The 19562-nt window shown below is 62.4% G+C and carries 15 protein-coding genes; 6 read left to right on the top strand and 9 right to left on the bottom strand.

Annotated features, from left to right (window positions below; all coding sequences use genetic code 11):
• Nucleotides 1-27 precede the first annotated feature (27 nt).
• The 3 genes from NKJ93_RS13465 to NKJ93_RS13455 all read right to left on the bottom strand — a co-directional run bounded on the left by NKJ93_RS13465 (nucleotide 28) and on the right by NKJ93_RS13455 (nucleotide 3328).
• Entirely contained in the window at nucleotides 28-1044 is a 1017-nt protein-coding gene (locus NKJ93_RS13465; protein WP_352589519.1) for a phosphotransferase family protein, read from the bottom strand.
• Nucleotides 1045-1051: 7 nt separating this feature from the next.
• Nucleotides 1052-2293: an acyl-CoA dehydrogenase family protein gene (locus NKJ93_RS13460; RefSeq protein ID WP_352494541.1), complete on the bottom strand. Its 1242-nt coding sequence runs from the start codon at nucleotides 2291-2293 to the stop codon at nucleotides 1052-1054.
• A 147-nt stretch (nucleotides 2294-2440) separates the two neighbouring features.
• Nucleotides 2441-3328 carry a c-type cytochrome gene (locus NKJ93_RS13455; RefSeq protein WP_352589516.1) on the bottom strand — a complete coding sequence of 296 codons (888 nt, stop codon included), beginning with the start codon at nucleotides 3326-3328 and terminating at the stop codon, nucleotides 2441-2443.
• 595 nt (nucleotides 3329-3923) lie between these two features.
• Between NKJ93_RS13455 and NKJ93_RS13450 the strand changes: the two genes are divergently transcribed.
• Complete coding sequence (locus NKJ93_RS13450; RefSeq protein WP_352589513.1) at nucleotides 3924-5126, top strand: ROK family transcriptional regulator; 1203 nt, start codon at nucleotides 3924-3926, stop codon at nucleotides 5124-5126.
• Here NKJ93_RS13450 and NKJ93_RS13445 read toward each other — a convergent pair.
• From NKJ93_RS13445 to NKJ93_RS13420, 6 genes are all read right to left on the bottom strand, one after another.
• On the bottom strand, nucleotides 5112-6500 hold the full coding sequence (locus tag NKJ93_RS13445; RefSeq protein ID WP_352589511.1) for an alpha-glucosidase/alpha-galactosidase: 1389 nt from the start codon (nucleotides 6498-6500) through the stop codon (nucleotides 5112-5114). The two genes, NKJ93_RS13450 and NKJ93_RS13445, sit on opposite strands and share 15 nt — an antisense overlap.
• A gap of 20 nt (nucleotides 6501-6520) precedes the next feature.
• Nucleotides 6521-8188, bottom strand: a complete 1668-nt coding sequence (locus tag NKJ93_RS13440) for an ABC transporter ATP-binding protein (RefSeq protein WP_352589643.1) — start codon at nucleotides 8186-8188, stop codon at nucleotides 6521-6523.
• Nucleotides 8189-8197: 9 nt separating this feature from the next.
• Nucleotides 8198-9331 carry an ABC transporter permease gene (locus NKJ93_RS13435; RefSeq protein WP_352589508.1) on the bottom strand — a complete coding sequence of 378 codons (1134 nt, stop codon included), beginning with the start codon at nucleotides 9329-9331 and terminating at the stop codon, nucleotides 8198-8200.
• 1 nt (nucleotide 9332) lies between these two features.
• Nucleotides 9333-10340 (bottom strand): ABC transporter permease, encoded by a 1008-nt coding sequence (locus NKJ93_RS13430; RefSeq protein WP_031194486.1) that lies wholly within the window; start codon nucleotides 10338-10340, stop codon nucleotides 9333-9335.
• Nucleotides 10341-10444: 104 nt separating this feature from the next.
• Entirely contained in the window at nucleotides 10445-12529 is a 2085-nt protein-coding gene (locus NKJ93_RS13425) for an ABC transporter substrate-binding protein (protein WP_352589504.1), read from the bottom strand.
• A 122-nt stretch (nucleotides 12530-12651) separates the two neighbouring features.
• Nucleotides 12652-14118 carry an alpha-glucosidase/alpha-galactosidase gene (locus NKJ93_RS13420; RefSeq protein ID WP_352589501.1) on the bottom strand — a complete coding sequence of 489 codons (1467 nt, stop codon included), beginning with the start codon at nucleotides 14116-14118 and terminating at the stop codon, nucleotides 12652-12654.
• Nucleotides 14119-14395: 277 nt separating this feature from the next.
• Between NKJ93_RS13420 and NKJ93_RS13415 the strand changes: the two genes are divergently transcribed.
• The 5 genes from NKJ93_RS13415 (at nucleotide 14396) to NKJ93_RS13395 (ending at nucleotide 19542) form a co-directional block, all read left to right on the top strand.
• Entirely contained in the window at nucleotides 14396-15193 is a 798-nt protein-coding gene (locus NKJ93_RS13415) for an AraC family transcriptional regulator (protein WP_352589639.1), read from the top strand.
• Between the two features lie 527 nt (nucleotides 15194-15720).
• Complete coding sequence (locus NKJ93_RS13410) at nucleotides 15721-16158, top strand: CBS domain-containing protein (RefSeq protein WP_352524889.1); 438 nt, start codon at nucleotides 15721-15723, stop codon at nucleotides 16156-16158.
• 145 nt (nucleotides 16159-16303) lie between these two features.
• Entirely contained in the window at nucleotides 16304-17230 is a 927-nt protein-coding gene (locus NKJ93_RS13405; protein ID WP_352589498.1) for an NADP-dependent oxidoreductase, read from the top strand.
• A 315-nt stretch (nucleotides 17231-17545) separates the two neighbouring features.
• The gene (locus tag NKJ93_RS13400; protein WP_352589495.1) at nucleotides 17546-19234 is read left to right on the top strand and encodes an FAD-dependent oxidoreductase; all 1689 of its coding nucleotides are present in this window, start codon (nucleotides 17546-17548) and stop codon (nucleotides 19232-19234) included.
• Entirely contained in the window at nucleotides 19231-19542 is a 312-nt protein-coding gene (locus tag NKJ93_RS13395) for a UBP-type zinc finger domain-containing protein (RefSeq protein WP_352589492.1), read from the top strand. The genes NKJ93_RS13400 and NKJ93_RS13395 overlap by 4 nt, the downstream gene beginning before the upstream one ends.
• The last annotated feature ends 20 nt before the right edge of the window (nucleotides 19543-19562 follow it).

Below are 19562 nucleotides of genomic sequence, written 5' to 3'. Positions count from 1 at the left end.
CTCGCTCAGCCGATTGCCAGCCTCTCCTCACCAGGGCCGCGCGCCGTCGATGACTTCCATGGCGCGTGCAGCGAAATGGCCGGCCAGCGGTGCCACATCCGCCGCATCGGCCGCAACCGCGCTGCCGGCCAGCACGCGGTCGGCGATGCCGACGAAGATCACCGCAAAGCGGAACATGGCAAACACCAGATGGAACCGTTGCAGCGGCGCCGTCGGCACGGCGTGGGCGAAGTAATGATCGAGGAATTCGCGTTGTGTCGGAATCCCCAGCGCGGCCTGATCGAGGCCGAGGATGCCGCCATATTCGTCAGGCGAGGAATGCCAGGGCATCGAGCAGAAGCCGAGATCGGCAAGCGGATTGCCAAGCGTCGATAACTCCCAGTCGAGTATGCCGATCACTTCGGGCCGCTCGGGATGGAAGATGAGATTGCCGAAACGGAAGTCGCCATGCGCGATCGAGACGTGGCCGTCATCTGGCGGAAGATGTCGCGGCAGCCATTCGGCGACGGCTTCGAGCGCGGTGATGCGCTCGCTCGGCGATTCCCGCAACTGTCTGGTCCAGCGCGCGATCTGTCGCTCAAAATAGTTCCCGGGACGGCCATAATCGCCGAGCCCGACTTCTTCCGGCCGGACTGCGTGCAGCTTTGCCAGCGCCTCGGCCATGCCGAAATAGATGCCGCGCCGCTCGTCCGGCGCCAGTCCCGGCAACGCACCATCGTGGAACACCCGGCCGTCGAGCCGCTGCATCAGATAGAACGGCGTGCCAAGCGGCTCGTCGCCGTCGTGAAAGAGCACCGGCCGCGGCACCGGCACCTCTGTCTCCGCGAGCGCTTCGATCACCCTGTATTCGCGATCGACGGCATGAGCGCCGCGCAGGATCGGTCCCGGAGGTTTCTTGCGCAGCACCATGCGGCGGCCGCCATAGTCGACGAAATAGGTCGGATTGGATTGGCCGCCGACGATCCGCTCAAGCGACATCTGGCCATCGCCAAAATGCGCTCTCAGAAAATCCTCCAGGCGCGTTGGATCGAAATCCGTCCTCATTGCCGGCTCAGCCGTTCCCGCTGCGACCTGTGTCATCTTGCGTGCCGGCTTCGACATGCCAGCGCCAGAAGCCTGTACCTTCCTCGTTGAGGAAGCGATTGAGCACCATCTTGTGAACCTCGTCGGCGCCGTCGACCAGGCGAGCCTGGCGGGCATAGCGGTAGATCCATTCGAGCACAGTGTCTTTCGAATAGCCGCGGGCGCCGTTGATCTGGATCGCCACGTCGGCGGCGTCATGCAGCACATTGGCGACCTGGATCTTGGCCATGGAAACCTCCTTGCGGGCAAAGCCACCGCGATCGAGCTCCCAGGCCGCCTTCATCACCAGCAAGCGACCGATCTCGATGCGCATGGCAAGGTCGCCGAGCAACAGCTGGATACTCTCGCGGTCGGCCAAAAGCTGCCCGAAGCCGCTACGCTCGGCGGCATAAGCGCGCGCGATTTCGACGCAGCGCTTGGAAAGGCCGAGCCAGCGCATGCAATGGGTGAGCCGCGCCGGACCGAGCCGGACCTGGGTAACCCTGAGGCCGCTGCCTTCGCCGGCAAGCACGTCCTCGACCGGGATTTCAAGCCCGTCGAATTCCAGCTCGCAATGGCCGCCATGTTCTTCCGGTCCCATGATCTCGATGCGCCGCAGGATCCGCCAGCCCGGCTGGTCCTTGTGGAACAGCAAGGCCGAAAGGCCGTGACGCGGATCGTCCGAGGTGCGTGCGACAAGGATGAAATGGCTCGCCTCTTGCGCCCCGGTGATAAACCATTTGCGGCCGCTGACGACATATCTGTCGCCGCGCCGCTCGGCTCTGGTCATGATCATCGACGGGTCCGACCCGCCGCCCGGATGCGGTTCCGTCATTGCGAAAGCCGAGCGCACCTTGCCATCGACGATCGGCTTCAGCCATCTCTGTTTCTGCTCCGGCGTCCCCAACCGTTCCAGCACCATCATGTTGCCGTCGTCGGGAGCCGCGGAATTGAACACGACCGGACCGAAGATCGAGCGGTTCATCGCCTCATAGCAGACAGCTATATCCACCTTGGAAAGGCCCGCCCCGCCAGTCTCGGGTTTCAACTGCAGGCACCACAGGCCAGCCGCCTTCGCCTTTGGCCGCAGCGTTTCGAGCAGCGGCAGCGCGATGTTGCCATGGCCGTCATAGGAAGCCTTGTCTGCCTCGAGCGGCAGGATTTCGCGCTCGACGAAATCGGCGATCCGGCTGCGGAAGGCCTCGGTGCGGACGGGGATGTCGAAATTCATGGCGCTCACAACGATGAAACGAGATGCCGCCATCGATCTCGATGGTCGAAACGGTAGTGTAGCTGCCGGCATCGAATGTGAGCAACGGCAATGGCGATACCAGCCTGTGAGCTGCCGATACCGGTCGACTTCCAGGATCAGGCTTACTCAGTTTCGTTTTGCCACGTCCGCGACGCTTTGCGGCGTAATGTCGGGACTGGTCCCGCCCCACTTGACGCGCAAGTAATTGCCGAGATCCACGACTTCCTGGTCGGTCAGCAGTTCACGAAAGCCCGGCATGTCCTGCCGCGCTTCGCCGTGCGGATAGATGCGAGCCGGAAGGCCGTCCAGCACGATTACCAGCAAATTGTGGGCGCTCGGCAGGCGCAGCGACACATTGGTGGTCACTGCCGGCGCGACATGCGGCGTGCCTTCGCCGTTCAGGCCATGACAGCCGGAACAGGCCTCGACATAGACGCGTCGGCCGGCGGCAGCCTCGGTCGCGGCAGACGGCTTGCCGGGTTCGGGTGCGGACGCCGCCTCGCCGATCAGATAGGTCGCCATCGCCTTGGCGTCCGCCTCGTCCAGATGCCGTGTCGAATTGTGCACCACGTCGAACATGCCGAAGCTCATCACCCCCTCCGGCCCAAGCCCGGCGCGCATGTAAGCGGCGAGACCGTCGCGGTCGAAGCCGAACCGCGCCAGACTGGCCGTGGTGATGTCCGGTGCGTCGACATTGTCGATCCGCGCGCCCTGGAGATATCGGCTCGGGATCGTGGCCATGGTGAAATCGCGTGGCGTGTGGCATTCGCCGCAATGGCCGAGTGCATCAACCAGATAGCGTCCGCGATGCCAGTCCTGCGATTTGGCCGCGTCCTCGGCAACCGTTCGGGAGGGAAGATTAATCAGGTTCCAGAAGGTCATGAACCGGCGGACATAGGGGAACGGAAAGCTGCCCGCCCGATTCGCCTGCCGGATCGGCTCGCGTGTCATCAGGAAGGCGTAGATCGCATCGACATCTGCCTCCGTGAGCCGCCGATAGGACGTATAGGGCATGGCCGGATAAAGATGCCGGCCATGCGCCCCGAGGCCGTCGCGGACGGCGCGATGGAAGTCGGCCCGGGTCCAGGCGCCGATGCCGGTCTCTTTGTTCGGCGAAAATGTTGGAGGCGTAGAGCGTGCCGAAGGGCATGGCAAAGGCGAGACCGCCGGCGAAGGGCGCGCCGCCCGGCGCCGTATGACAGGCGGCGCAATCGGCCGCCTGGGCAAGATACCGGCCCTGCGGAGCCAATTTTTGCATCTCCTCGGCTGACAACGGCCTATCGACCACCGCGCTGACGGCGCTCTTTTCGAACAGGCCGAGGAAGACCGCCAGCGCTGCGATCACAGTGACCGCCAGACCGAGAATTAGAAAGCGCGGCAGGCGGAATATCCAGGGGCGCCTCATCATCGCGCCTCAGCCCTGTACCAGCCCGGGCGTGCTCAGGATCACGTCACGAACGGCCTCGTAATAGCGGACATAACCGGTGCAACGGCAGATATGCGGCGCAAGCGCCTGCTCGATCGGTTCGGGTGTTGAACAGTTGGGCAAACTTACGCATATGTTTGATCGAGGGGCAATAATTAATTTACAAAATTAAGGAATAAATCCGTGAAGCTCAAGGGTGACCCGAGCACGACCCGGGCGATGAACCGGAGACTGATCCTCAATCTCTTGCGGCAGGAGGGTCCGCGCAGCCGGGCCGACATAGCGTCCGTTACCGGCCTCAGTCCGGCGGCCGTCACCTTCGTCGTGGCGGACCTCATCGAGGATGGCCTGCTGATCGAGGGCAAGACAGTCGTGGGCTCGGCCGGGCGCCGCCCTATCCCGGTGGATATCAACTACGCAAACGGCCTCGCCATAGGTTTCAAGCTGATGGTCGGGTCGGTCGAATGCGTGGTCACCGATCTTGCGACCAATCCGCTGGGTTCCATGCGCGTCAAGCTCTCGGACAGCGATCCCGATCGTATTACAAAGGCGTTGGCCAAGGCGGTGCCGGAGCTGATTGCGATTGTCGATCGGCCCGGCGCCAAGCTTGCCGGGATCGGCGTTTCAATGCCTGGCGTTATAGACAACCAGAAGGCCGTGTGTATCCGCAGCAATCGCTACAACTGGGACAACGTTCCCCTTGGCCCGATGCTGGCCGAACGGGTGGACGTCCCCGTGTGGCTTGAGGACGACACCAATGCCTATGCCATTGCCCAGCAACTCTTCGGCCTCGGACGCCAGCACCGCAATATGGCGGTGCTGGCGATCGGTGTCGGGATCGGCTGTGCGCTCGTCTTCGAAGGCAAACTCTATCGCGGCGCGAACGGCGCTGCCGGCAAATTCGGTCACACCTCCTATGAGGAGAACGGCCGCCTTTGCGAGTGCGGAAAACGCGGCTGCCTGATGGCCTATTACGCCGAGCCGGCGATCCTGCGCACCTGGCGCGAAGCCACCGGGCACGACGAAGCGGATTGCAAAGCGACCCTTATGGCAGCCTTGGCAGACCGCGAACCGCGAGCCGTCGCCATTCTCGAAGAAGCCGGACGTGGCATCGGCCGGCATCTCGCCAATCTTGTCAACATCACCGACCCGGAGGTCATTGTTGTCGGCGGTGAAGCGGTATCGTTTGGCGACGCGCTGTTTGGCCCGATGCGGGTGATGCTCGGGCAAAACACCTTTCGACAAGCACCGCCAATGCTGCTGGGCTGGGAGGACAATTCCTGGGCAAGAGGGGCGGCTGCACTGGTGACGCAGAAGCTCTTCGATTTCGAGACATCGGCCGGCAACGCCGCGCCGCTTTCAAAGCGGGCTTTATGGTCGGCATAGGCGAGTGAAATAGACAGCCCTGCGCGCTCCGCGCGCCCAGGCCGGCAGCCAATCGCCATGCGCAACCAGCAAATCATCGACCAGCGACCATATCTGGTCGAGGTCGAGCTCAGCCGCCGTGTGCGGGTCCATCATCGCCGCGTGATAGATGTGCTCGCGGTTCTCGGTCATCAGCGCCTGGACCGTCAGCTCCTGGACGTTGATATTGGTGCGGATTAGCGCAGTAAGCTGCACCGGCAGGTCGCCGATGAAGGTGGGTTGAATGCCGGAGGCGTCGACGAGGCACGGCACCTCGGCCGCGCAATTATATGGCAATGACGTGATGCAGCCATTGTTGCGGGCATTGCCGTAGATCACCGACGGCTCGCCGGTCCAGACCGAATTCATGATCGAGGACGCATATTCCTTCGACTGCTCCACTTCGATCTTGTCAGCCGAGCGATAGGCTTCCGCTTGCCCCTTCCAGCGTTCGATCTGCTCGATGCAGCGCTTCGGATACTCGTCGAGCGGGATACCGAATTTCTCGATCAGATCTTCGCGCCCGTCCTTGATGAAATAGGGCGTGTATTCCGCGAAATGTTCGGAGCTTTCAGTGACGAAGTAACCGAGGCGCTTCAGCATCTCGTAGCGCACCTTGTTCGGGCAGCGCGGGTTCCACCCCGGCTTCGGCGCCCGCCCTTCGCTATAGGCGCGCAGCAGATCCGGATAGAGGTTGCGATAGGTGCCGTCCGGCTGGCGATGCTCGAACTTCAGGTAGAAGGCCATGTGATTGATGCCGGCCGAGCGATAGCGAATCTCCTCGTAGGGAATGTCGAGATCATGCGCCAGCTCCATTGCCGTGCCTTGCACCGAATGGCAGAGGCCGACCTGCTTGATGTCGGGGTATTTCTCCGCGATCGCCCAGGTGTTGATCGCCATCGGGTTGACATATTGCAGCATAATAGCCTGCGGGCAGACCGCGAGCATGTCTTCGCAGATCTTCCACAGATGCGGCACGGTTCTCAAGCCTCGCATGATGCCGCCGACGCCGAGCGTATCGGCGATGGTCTGGCGCAGCCCGTATTTCTTCGGAACTTCGAAGTCGGTGACCGTGCAGGGCTCGTAGCCGCCGATCTGGAAGGCGACGACGACGAAATCGGCGCCCGCCAGCGCCTTGCGCTGGTCCGAATAGGTTTCGGCTTTGGCCTTTACGCCAAGCGTCGAGATCAACTTGCCGACGACGATTGCACTTTCTTCAAGTCTTTGCGGATTGATGTCCATCAGTGCGATCGTCGCGCCGGATAAAGCCGGACGCTGCAATATGTCACCAACGATGTTCCTCATGAACACCGTCGAGCCAGCTCCGATGAAAGCGACCTTGGGATTTCTTGCCACAATAACCTCCGGCATAACAATCAGGCTACCTCGAAAGCGGCTTTGACCAGCCGTTCGGTGTAAGCGGTTTTGGGATGGGACAGGACTTCGTCGACAGGCCCCTCTTCGACGATCCGGCCGTGCTGCATGACGATGACGCGATGGCACAGCGCCCGCACGACTTTGAGATCGTGCGAGATGAAGATGTAGCTCAGGCCCCGTTCGCGCTGCAGCTTGCGCAGCAGTTCGATGATCTGCGCCTGGACCGAGAGATCCAGCGCCGATGTCGGCTCGTCGAGTACGATGAATTCCGGTTCGAGCGCGACGGCGCGGGCAATCGCAATACGCTGGCGCTGGCCGCCGGAAAACTCGTGCGGGAAGCGCGACAGGATATCGCCCGGCATGCCGGCGCTGATCAGTGCCTCGCGCACCCGCTCGATCCGATCGTTCCTCGTGGCGCCGATGCGGTTGACGACAAGCCCTTCCTCGATGATCTGGCCGATCGTCATGCGCGGGTTGAGCGACGAGAACGGGTCCTGGAAGACGACCTGCATGCGCGACCGCAGCGGCCGCATCTGCGCCCGCGAACAGCCATGGATCGGCTGGCCATCGAAATAGATCTCGCCGCTGTCCGTGGTGTTGAGCCTGAGCAACGCCTCGCCGAACGTGGTCTTGCCCGATCCGGATTCGCCGACGAGGCCCAGCGTCTCGTGCCGCCGGAGGGTCAGGCCGAGGCTGTCGACGGCGACAAGTTCGCGCAGATCCGGCTTCATGAACGTGCCGTGCCGCAGCATGAAGGAGACGCGCACACCCTTGGCCTCAAGAATGACGTCGGCGCCTTCCGGCAACGGATTTGCCTGGCCGCGCGGCTCGGAGGCAAGCAGGTGGCATGTGTAGGGATGCTGCGGATTGGCGAACAGCTTCTCCGTCACATTGTGCTCGCGCATCTCCCCATGCTGCATGACGTAGACATAGTCGGAGAACTGCCGCACCACGGTCAGGTCGTGCGTGATCAGGATCACCGCCATGCGCAGTTTCTTCTGCAGGTTGCGGATGAGATTGAGGATTTGCGCCTGAACCGTCACGTCGAGCGCCGTCGTCGGCTCATCGGCGATCAGCACGTCCGGATCGTTGGCCAGCGCCATGGCGATCATCACACGCTGGCGCTGACCGCCGGAAAGCTGGTGCGGATACTGCTTCAGCCGCGCCTGGGGCTCAGGAATTTGCACCTGCTGCAGCAGCTCGAGCGCCCTTGCCTCGGCCTGCCTGCGGCTCATCTTGCGATGCACCCGTATCGCCTCGACGATCTGGCTGCCGATCGTGTAGATCGGGTTGAGCGAACTCATCGGCTCCTGGAAGATCATCGAGATGCGGTCGCCGCGCAGTTTGCGCCGGGCACGCTCGGAAAATTTCAGGATGTTCGCCCCATTGTATTCGACGGTCGATTTCGGCGACACGACCGCACGCTTCGACAACAGTCCCATGACGGTGCGCGCCGTCACCGACTTGCCCGATCCGGACTCGCCGACAATGGCGATCGTCTCGCCGCGATAGAGCTGGAAGGAGATGTCCTTGACCGCTTCCACCATGCCGTGCTCGACCTTGAAATCGACGGCGATGTTGCGGGCATCGATGACCGGGTTTTCCGAACGTCCATCATGGTCGAGCCGGACAGGCGGTGCGAAAGATTTGACGAGCGCGTGTTGCATCATGTCACGTCAATAAGGATCGACTGCATCGCGCAGTCCGTCGCCAAGCGCGTTGAACGCGAAGACGGTGACAAGCACGAAGCCGACCGGCGAGAGGATCCAGGGATAGGTGCCAATGACCGAATAGGTGGCGGTGTCTTGCAGCATCAGCCCCCAGGAGATCAGTGGCGGCTTCACCGCGAAGCCGAGAAAACCGAGGAAGGATTCGAGCAGGACGACACTGGGGATCGCCAATGTGACGGCAACGATCACGTGGCTCATCACGTTTGGGAAAATGTGCTGCATGATGATGCGGCCATCCGTGGCGCCGACCGCCATCGCCGCACGGACGTAGTCGATTCGCGCCAGCGCCAGGGTCTTGCCGCGCACCTCGCGCGACATCTGCGCCCAGCCAAGCGCCGACATGACGACGATCACGAAGGCCAGGAAGACATTTGTCGGCGCCGTCACCGGAACCAGCGACGTTAGCGCCAGATAAAGCGGCAATTGCGGAAATGCGAGCACCAGTTCGACGAAGCGCTGGACCCAGACATCGAATGTGCCGCCGAAATAACCCGACACCATGCCGACCGTCGTGCCGATCACGGTGACGATGAAAACCACGGTCAATGCGATCATCAACGAGATGCGCGAACCATAAATCGCACGAGCCAGCACATCGCGGCCGAATTTGTCGGTGCCAAGGAAGTGCACCGGCTGGCCGTCGGTCGAGCCGAAGAAGTGCCGGTTCGCGGGAAGCAGGCCGAGCAGTCTGTACTCCGCTCCCTTGACGAAGAAGCCGAGCAGCCGCGGATGGTCGTAGTCCGGCCCGACGACGGGTTGGAAGGTAACCGGGTCGAGGTCTTCCGAATCCGCCAGGGCATAGACGCGTGGCTGGAAGACGAAGTTGCCGTCCTTGTCATGGAAGCTCGTCATCTGCGGCGGGGCGAAGCCGACATCGGTCACCTTGGGATCCATCGGTGCGAAGAAGTCGGCAAACACCGCCAGCAGCACCAGAAACGCGACCAGGATGAGCCCGGCCATGCCGGTCCAGGACCGTTTCAGGCGGCGCCAGACGAGTGCGATGTAGCTCTCATTGCCGCGCGGCTTGATCTTGGCCGGCTCCTCGGCAAGTGGCGGCAGCGAGGGCTCGAACACAAGCATCTCAGGACCCTGCATATTGGCGCACACGCGGATCGAGCATGACGAGCAGCATGTCGGCGATGATGTTGCCGACGATCAGCGTCGCCGACAGCACCATCATGAAGGTCGCCGTGACATAGACGTCGCCAACCGCCATCGAACCGACGATCGCCGGGCCGACGGTCGGCAGGGCAAAGATGATCGCAGTCTCGATCTCGCCGGTCAGCATATAGGGCAGCACCACGCCCTGATACATGACCAGCGGATGCAGCGCATTGGGCACCGCATGGCGCATCACGACCGCACCACCGCTGAGACCCTTGGCGCGAGCGGTTTCGACATATTGCGCGTTCAGCGTGTCGAGCAAATTGCCGCGCATCACCCGCATGTTGTAGGCGAGCCCGCCAAAGGTGGCGATGGCGACAACCGGCCAGACATGCCGGACGAGATCGACGAACTTCGCCCAGGACCACGGCGCCCCGCCAAATTGCGGCGAAAAGAAGCTGCCGATCTCGGACACATTGAACTGGAAGACCAGCAGGTAGACGATGATCAGCGCCATCAGGAAGCGCGGCACCGTCATGCCGAGGAAGGAAATCGCTGACAGCGTACTGTCGATCCAGCTGTACTGTCTGGTCGCCGCCCAGATGCCAAAGCCGATGCCCAGCACCGAAGCCAAGAGATGGCAGACAAGCGCAAGCAGCAGCGTGCGCGGCAGCCGCTCGCCCACCACGTCGGCGACGGGCTTGTTGTAATACAGGCTGTAGCCGAAGTCGCCGCGGGTGACGATGCCGGCGATCCAGTTCAGGTATTGGAGCGGAACCGGCTTATCGAGGCCATGCTCCACGCTATAAGCCTTCGCCTGCGCATCGGCCTCGGCAAAGGAGGCTCCACCCTGGTTGATGAGCTGCAAGCGGATGTAGTCGGCATAGTTGCCCGGCGGGGCCTGGATGATCGCGAAGGTAACCACGCTCAAAATGGCGAGAACCGGTAATGCGGATGCTATGCGCATAAGCAGAAATCGCAGCATCGGCCGTTTCTCTCCTCGCTCGGTTTCAGTTATCCCCTTGCCGCTGGCTTTGTCCCGGCCGCGCCAGCAGCGCGGCCGGGAATTTTCAAGTCAGGGGAGGAAACTCAGTTCGTCGGACCCTTGTCGCCGGGCTTTCCGGGAAGCTGTTCGGGGAACAGTTCATATTTCTGCTGCTTGTCGACAGCGACCCAGACCCTTTCACGAATGATCGAATCTTCGGCCCAGTTGAACATGAAGATCGGCGTTCCCTGCGGGATATTGGAGAAGCGGTTGTTGATGATCAGCGCGCCAGGATATTCGGTCAGCCCGACGGTATAGACGTGTTGCGTCGAGATCTTCTGGAACTGCTTCATCAGGCTGGCGCGCTCGTCGTTGTCCTGCGCCGAGACGAACTTGTTGACGATGTCGACGAGGTCCTTCTCGAACGGCATCAGATCGACCTGGCCGTTTTCCGGAGCGCGATGGTTCCAGCTTGTGCGTGGGCCGATCGGCGCCAGTTGCTCGGTGTTCTGTACGACCGAGGTGAGCTCCTCATCATTGCGCCTGACCATCCAATCGAAACGGCCAGAATACATGGACGCGTCGCGCTGGACGCCGTTCAACCCGTTCAGGACAACGCGAAGACCTAGCCTCTCCATCTGGCCGACGACGCCCTCCGCGAGGCTCTTGTCGGTGGTGTAGTCATTGTTGACGAGCATCACGATCTCGACATTCTTTCCGCCGGCGGTGCCGGCAGGAAAATTGACGAAGCCGTCGCCGTCGCTGTCCTTCAGGCCTGCCTTGGCGAGTTCCGCCTTGGCGCCTTCGAGATCGAAGGGGTAGTAGACCGTCGACTTCCGGTCGTAGAAGCTCGTACCCGAGGAGAAGCCGCCCGGATAGATGGCGTTGAACGGACCCTTGACCAGCGAGTCGCCGAGCGCCTTGCGGTCGAGCGCCATGGTAACGCCCTTGCGGAAATCCTCGTTGCGGTTCAGCTCGCGAACCGCCTGCCCACGCTCGTCGGGATTGCCCCAGCCGTTGGCGGAGAAGTTCATCCGCAGATTATAGCCGATCAGCCGCGGACCGAAGGCAAGCCGGGCCGGCGCGTCCTTTTGCGCCGCCCGCTTCAGCGAGGCGACGAAATTCTCCGGCTGCTCCAGATTGGAGATGTCGGCCGCCCCCGACACCGCCTGAACGTCGCGGTCGGCCCAGGTCGATAATTTGTAGTGCAGTTCATTGAGATACGGCAGTTGGTTGCCCTTCTCGTCGACCTTCCAATAGTACGGATTACGGCGCATGACGATGATGTCGTCGGGGCGGTATGCCACCGGCACCCAGGCACCCATCACGGGCATGTTCATATATTCCGGCGGGAACGCGTTCTTGAACTGCTCGTAAGTGTTCTTCGAGTATTTCGGATGCTGCGGCTTGAGGATGTGCGACGGTCCGGGGCAGAACTTGCCGTAAGCCATGGCGTAGAGGTGTTGCTTCGGAAAGGCGTCCTTGAAGGTCCACTCGACGGTGTAGTCGTCGATTTTCTTCAGCGTCGTGCCGACGCCGAAGGTCTCCTGCGTGGCGCCGTTCAGCGGCGAGACATTGGGGTCGATCACCTCGTCGTCCCAGTAGAACATCACATCGTCGGCGTTGAACGGAACGCCGTCCGACCATTTCGCGCCCTCGACCAGATGCATCGTCAGCGTGTGGCCGTCCTTCGACCAGTCCCAGCCCCTGGCGAGGTTCGGCAGCGGCTCGGTGTCCTTGGCTTCGACCTGGAAAAGCGGGGCCGTTCGCGTAAGGCATTCGGAGAGGCCGATGTCGATGCCGCCCCAGCCTTGCGTCTGCCCCGCGCCGTAGTTCCAGCCCTCCGGCCGGCCGCCGATGACATGGCGCATCGTGTCACCGTAGACGCCGACGCCGTCCGGCATGTTGCCGGTCTTGAAGACCAGCGGCTCCTTCGGGAGCCGGTCCTTGACCGGCGGCAGCTTGCCTTGCTTGACGTATTTGTCGGTGACCCAATCGGGTTCGTGGTATTCTGGAAGTGCCTTGAACTCCAGGATGGAGTCGCGCGCGACATATTTGATCTTTCCCTCGGCGGGAAATTGCGCGGGCACCGGCGGCACGGTCGGCTCGGATGCATATGCGCTCAGCGCCGAGGCCGAGACGCCAAGCGCCAGCCCTGCGAGAATGCCAATGTTTCGAAAATTCCTCATCGTCTCTCCTCCCTGTTGTTCAGGAGCGCGTTGACGCCGCTCCATTTCTCCTCGAACGCTATGCAGACGGTGCGGCGCCGAAAATCCCTCCGAAACTTTACCGCAATCCGTCCCGATGAAATTCAGACGGCCTGCTTGAGAGCCGTTTTTTCCGCACGCAATTCCTCGATCGAACGGACGTCGCGCCGTGCCGCACCGGCCCATTCTCGGGTCTTGACCCTGGATTTCGAAAGCCGTTCCTTCGCGGCCGGCACCGCATCGGCATATTGCGGCAGCCAGCGGGCCTGGGCGACGACCATCTCGTCCACCATTTGCCAAACCTCTTCCGGGGTCGAAACCGCGCCGACCAGTGGGTCGTGCAGGACCGCGAGCTTCAGCAGGTCGATATCGCCGGAGATTGCCGCATGAACCGACATGCGCTGGACGTTGATCGAGGAAATGCAAGTGGCGGCGCAGGCCTCCGGCAGCGCGATGCCGGCGGCCATGTTGATGCCGAAGCGGTCGACGAAGCCGGGCGACTCGATGATCGCATCCTGCGGCAGGTTGGTGATGATGCCATTGTTCTTGACGTTGAAATGGCCGCGATAAACGCGATTCGTCTCCAGCGCCTCGAGAATGTGGCTGGCGTGCTCGTTGGAGCGCTTCGCGGGGTCGATCGGCCTCGCGGCGGATTCCAGAAATTGCGGGAACTCGGTTTCGAACCAGTTGCGCGTTTCGGTCGAATAACGAAGGTAGCCGCCGGTCTCGCCGTGGATCCAGTCGGACATGTCGATCCAGCGGGTGATTTCGTCCGGCCGCTTGCGGTACCAGGGCAGGTATTCGGAAAGATGGCCGTTGCTTTCGGTCGAATAGACGCCGAAGCGCTTCAGGACGTCGATGCGCAGCTTTTCCTGCTGCGAATAGACCGGATGCGCCTCGAAGGCGGCTACCAGCTCGTCCTTGCCGATCTTGCGGCCGTTGAGACGCAGGTCGATGAACCAGGTCTGGTGATTGATGCCGGAGCAGATGTAGTCGAGCTCGGTGCGCGACTTGGCGCCGAGCACCTCGGCGATCTGGTCGGCGCCGTGCTGGACACCGTGGCAGAGGCCGACAGTATCGACCTTGCCGTATTCGATCGCCGCCCAGGTGTTCATGGCCATCGGGTTGGCGTAGTTCAGGAATTTCGCGCCGGGCTCGGCGACTTCGAGGATATCCTTGCAGAAATCGAGGATTACCGGGATATTGCGCTGGCCGTAAAGAATGCCGCCGGCGCAGATTGTGTCGCCGACACACTGGTCGATGCCATATTTCAACGGAATGCGTATGTCGTCGGCATAGGCTTCGAGACCGCCGACGCGAACGCAGCTGATGACGTAGCGGGCACCCTCGAGGGCAGCACGACGGTCGGTCGTTGCCGTAACCTTGGTCGGCAGCCTGTTGAATTCGACGACCCTGTCGAGGATCGACTTGATCATCTGGAGGTTGTGCTCGCTGAGATCGGTCAGCGCGAATTCGACATCCCTGAATTCAGGAACGCATAGAATGTCTGTGAACAGCTTCTTGGTGAACCCGACGCTTCCCGCACCGATGATAGCGATCTTGAAACTCATCAGTCTCACCTCGACCTGATCGAATGTAAGGGCAAAGGCGGTGAAAAGAGGCCTGGCCCACCTGCCCTGGCATGCAGGCTGGAATCCGGCACTTCCTCCCGTCCGCTCTTTGACCGCAGTTTCTTTTGCTTTTCTCAGGGGATTATGCGCCTAATTCAGCAAGGGACCAGAGAAGGATTATGCTTTCAGGGGTAATTTTGTGCTGCGGAACTTGATCGACACCGGGCCGGCGGGCAGGACGGTATCGCTGCCGCGCGGCCGCCAGCGCCTGCACACCATGCCGACAAGCACCGGCTATGAAGTGCGCGAAAACGAGGTCTACGACTGGGATGGGCGCAAGCGCGGCCAGACGCCGTTTACGGTACTCCAGCATACGATCAGCGGTACCGGCCAATTGCGCTATGAGAACCGCAACTACCGCCTGCAAAAGGGCGATACGTTGCTGGTTCTCGTGCCGCACAACCATCGTTACTGGCTGGCCAAGGGGGACCGCTGGGAATATTTCTGGATATCAATGAACGGCGAGGAGGCGCTGCGCATCCACAAGTCGATCCTTGCCGCCGTCGGTCCGGTGCTACGGCTGCAGCCATCGACGATCGATCATCTCGCCGATTGCAGCGTGCGCCTGATCACGGGAGCGGTCTCGTCTGGAGCCGCCTCGGCCGTCGCCTATGAAGCAGCCATGGCGCTCTACGACGATGTCTTCGGCTCGCATGCCGTCACCGACGAAAAGAGCGCCATGCAACCGGTCATCGACCACGTCAAGGCCAATCTCGACAGGCCGCTCCGTGTTGCCGATCTGGCCGAAATCAGCGGGCTGAGCCGTGCGCATTTCTCGCGCTGCTTCGCCGAGAGTGAGGGTCTTCCACCTGCCGAATTCGTGCTGCAGCAGCGACTGCAGCGCGCGGCGAAGTTGCTGACGAAAGCCGATTTCCTGCCGGTGAAGGAGGTCGCCATCATGTGCGGCTTTGAGGATGCCAATTATTTTTCGAAGGTCTTCCGCCGCCTCTACGGCATCAACCCGACGCAATTCCGCACCAACGGAATGTACGCCAGCATGGGACCGCCCCGATAGCTTTGGCGCCGCGCTTGGCGTCGGGTGCGGGAACGCTTTTGCTTCCCCTTGGTTTAAGACAGGAGTGCCTGTTCGCCGCCGCTGGCAACGCCATGATCGGCGCTCGCCGCGGAGATCAAGCCGTAACTCTCGGGTAAGAACAGACTTCAGGGAGTGATCGATGAACAATCCCGATCCGAACGACCCGAATCCGCTGCCGGACAATCCCAATCCGGAGCCAGCTCGGCCGCCCACCCCGCCGGAGACTCCGCCGGGTGAACCTCCAGGCGTACCGCCGCCTTCGCCTGATCCTGTTCCGTCGCCGGACCAGGAGCCGATTGAGATTCCTCCCGGCACCCCGTCCGAAATTCCTTCGGAACCGACCTTTCCCGGGCCGACCGCCTGAAGGGCGGTCGGGGTGGAGGATGGCAGGGTGATCTCGGCGAAGCGCTCGAAACGGGTCTTGCCATGGAACGTTTTGCGCTGGCGCTCATTCACCCTTCCATCATGCAATTCGGCGGCGGACCCTGCAACCAAAGGAGGTTAAAGTGAAAGTTGGCAACTGCATGACAAAGGACGTCGAGATCGCCAATCCGCAGCAAACCCTGCGCGATGCGGCAGAAATGATGGCGCGCCTCGATGCCGGCGCGATGCCGGTGGGCGAGAACGACCGGCTCGTCGGCATGATAACCGATCGCGACATCGCAATCCGCGGCGTCGCCCAAGGCAAGACACCTGACGCCAAGGTGCGGGAAGTGATGAGTACCGAGGTCAGGTATTGCTTCGATGACGAAGACGCGGAGGATGTTCTGCGCCACATGGCTGACCTGAAAGTGCGCCGGTTGCCGGTGCTTAATCGCGACAAGCGCCTGGTCGGCATCGTTTCGCTGGGCGACCTCGCCACTAACAGCGAGACGGCGACAGCAGGTGAAGCGCTAAGCGGCATATCGCAACCCGGCGGCGAGCATTCGCAAACGATACACTGACGGCGCACCATCGGCCGAACCGGGCGGCATCTTCGGGCCTATGGCCCGTGACCGAGCTGCCGCCCCGGAAGACCGGATGGACACCGGCCTGCCGGCGAAACTGTTCAGAGGCTGAACTGGACGGCAAACCGACGAGGAGCAAGTCATGATTACCATGAAGGCAGTCCGTATCCACGATTTTGGTGGGCCGGAGGTTCTTTCGCTGGACGACGTTCCGTTGCCTCAGCCGCGCGACGATGAGGTCACGCTCAAGGTCTGCGCGGCAAGCGTCAATCCAGTCGACTACAAGGTTCGCGAAGGCTCGTCAGGCGCAGATCTGCCCGTCACGCTCGGCCGTGACGTATCCGGCGTGGTGGAACTGTGCGGCACGCGGGCCCATACGCTGAAGAAGGGCGATCCGCTATATGCCATGCTCGGCAACGACCGCGGCGGCAACGCCGAATATGTCGTCGTCAAGGCAACGGAGGCGGCGGCGAAGCCGCAACGCTTAAACCACGCCGAAGCCGCCGCCGTGCCGCTTGCGGGCCTTACCGCGTGGCAAGGCCTTTTCGATCACGGCGGCCTCAAATCCGGGCAGCGGGTCCTCATCCATGGTGGCGCCGGCGGCGTCGGTCATCTGGCGGTGCAGTTTGCAAAGGCTGCGGGCGCCTTCGTCGCGACGACCGTTTCCGCGCAGGATTTCAATTTCGTCCGCGCGCTTGGCGCCGACCAGGCGGTCGACTACAAGAACCAGCGTTTCGAGGAGGTCGTCGAAGACGTCGACGTTGTCTTCGACCTTGTAGCGGGTGAAACACAGGACCGCTCGTGGGACGTGCTCAAACCCGGCGGGACGCTCGTCTCGACGCTTTCCGAACCGTCGGCGGAAAAGGCCCGCCAGCATCGGGCTCGCGGCGTCTCCTATCTGACCAAGCCGAACGCAGCACAGCTTGCCGAAATCAGCCGCCTCATCGACGCCGGGAAGGTCAGGCCGTTCGTGCAGGCAATCTATCCTCTCGAGGACGTCGCCAAAGCCGAGGAACGGCTCGAGAAGCAGCATACGCGCGGCAAGATCGTGCTTCAGGTGGCCGCCTAGCGGACGCAGGCCGTTTCTCCTGTTCAGAAGCCCGGCGGCCGAGAGTTTGACACAGGACGGCGCGCCGGGCCTGGCCGGCTTAGACAGGCGCCGGCCGAAGCAGCATGTCGGGTTTGCCGGAATACGCAAATCAAACAAATCAGGGAGATGCAACGGAATGTGAGGCACCTCGCGCCGGCACCGGCGCACGGGCCGCTGTCAGTGAAATGCGAAGCGAAGGGCGCAGCGTTTACCGACAGGCGGGTTAGGTTCCTACGGCCCGCAAGCCGCAAAAAACCGCTTCAATCTGTCGGACAGCGGCGATAGGCTCGAACCATGTCTCAATCTGCCAATCCGATCTCCATTGCCCGTCGCGACCAGATGTTTCCCGCGCTGGCTGAACCTGACCTGGACCGCATGGGCCGTTTCGGCGAAGCCGTGTCCTATGCTGCAGGCGAACAGATCGTCAAAGCCGGTGAGCTGGCGCCCGGTCTGATCGTGGTCCTGTCCGGCAAAGTGGATATAATCCAGGGCGGCAGCTTCGGCCGGCGCGAAACGATCGTCACGCACGGTGCGGGCAATTTCGTTGGCGAGCTGGCGCAGCTTTCAGCCCGGCCCTCACTGGTGGATGTGGAGGCGGTCGAGCCGGTCGAGGCGCTCGTCATCGCCTCGCAAAGGCTGCGGGACCTGATGGTACAGGAAGCAAACCTCGGCGAGCGCATCATGCGGGCGCTGATCCTGCGCCGTGTCGGCCTGCTCGAGAGCGGCACAGCCGGACCGATCATTGTCGGACCGGTCGACAGCGGTGACGTATTGCGGCTGCAAGGTTTCCTAGCCCGCAGCGGTCAGCCGCATCGGGTTCTCGATTCCGCTACCGATCCCTGCGCCAAGACGCTGATCGAACGCTTCCATGTCGATATCCACCATTTGCCGATCGTGCTCTGCCCGAACGGCAAGCTGCTGCTCAATCCCGGAGAGAACGAGCTCGCCCGCTGCATCGGCCTGGTGAGGCCGATCGACGCCGACAAGCTGTACGACGTGGCCATTGTCGGCGCCGGACCAGCCGGCCTCGCGGCGGCCGTCTATGCGGCTTCCGAAGGGCTGTCGACGATCGTGCTCGATTGCCGTGCCTTTGGTGGACAGGCGGGCGCCTCCTCGCGCATCGAGAACTATCTCGGCTTCCCGACCGGCATTTCGGGAATGGCGCTGATGGCGCGCGCTTACAATCAGGCGCAGAAATTCGGCGTCGAAATGGTGATACCGGACGAGGCGAAGCGGCTGGGCAGTGCAAGCGACACGCCGGGCGCCCATTACACGCTCGCCGTCGGCGGCGGGGAGACCGTGCGGTCACGGTCGGTGGTGATCGCCAGCGGAGCGCGCTATCGCCGCATTGATATGGCAAACCTGGCGCAATTCGAGGGAACCTCCGTGCACTATTGGGCTTCGCCGATCGAAGCCCGGCTTTGCGCCGGGCAAGAGGTGGCCCTGGTCGGCGCCGGCAATTCGGCTGGCCAGGCTGCTGTTTATCTGGCGGCGCATGTGAAGAAGGTATGGCTGCTGGCGCGCGGCAGCAGCCTGGATGCGAGCATGTCGCGCTATCTGGTGGAGCGCGTCAGGGCACAGCCGAACATCGAGGTGCTGGCTGAGACGCAGATCACGGCGCTGGAAGGCGACGACGGCAATCTTGGCAATGTACGCTGGCGCAACCGCGACACGGAGATAGCACGTCCGATCCACCATCTCTTCCTGTTCATCGGCGCCGATCCGAACACCGATTGGCTGGCGCAATGCGGCTTGGCGTTGGACGCGAAGGGCTTCGTGCGCACTGGGCCGGACATTGGCCAAGCGGGTGCGCTGGAGACGAACCGCAGCGGCGTGTTCGCCATCGGCGACGTGCGCGCTGGCTCGATCAAGCGCGTCGCCGCTGCCGTCGGTGAAGGTGCCCAGGTGGTTGCGGCGCTGCATGCATATCTCGCGCAAGGCGGCAGTCTCGCCGTGGCGCCTCAACTGGCCAGGAGCGCATGATGGCGGACGAATGCAGGCATGCCGGGGACATTCGCGACGTGACGCCGAGCGCGCTCGGCTGCGAGGAATGCCTGAAGAGCGGTTCGCAGTGGGTGCATCTGCGGCTCTGCCGCACATGCGGCCATGTCGGCTGCTGCGACGACTCGCCCAACCGTCATGCCACCAAGCATTTTCGGGCAACCGGCCATCCCGTCATCGAAGGCTACGATCCGCCGGAAGGCTGGGGATGGTGCTACATCGACGAAATCTTCCTCGACCTCGGCGACCGCGCTACGCCGCAAAACGGTCCAATACCGCGCTTCATTTGAGCTTTTTTGCCAGCGTCCCG

It is taken from the genome of Mesorhizobium sp. M0028 (assembly GCF_040323855.1).
In the GTDB taxonomy this organism is placed as follows: Bacteria; Pseudomonadota; Alphaproteobacteria; order Rhizobiales; family Rhizobiaceae; genus Mesorhizobium.
The sequence above is the reverse complement of the archived record's forward strand: the minus strand, read 5'-3'. Positions and strand labels throughout refer to the sequence as shown.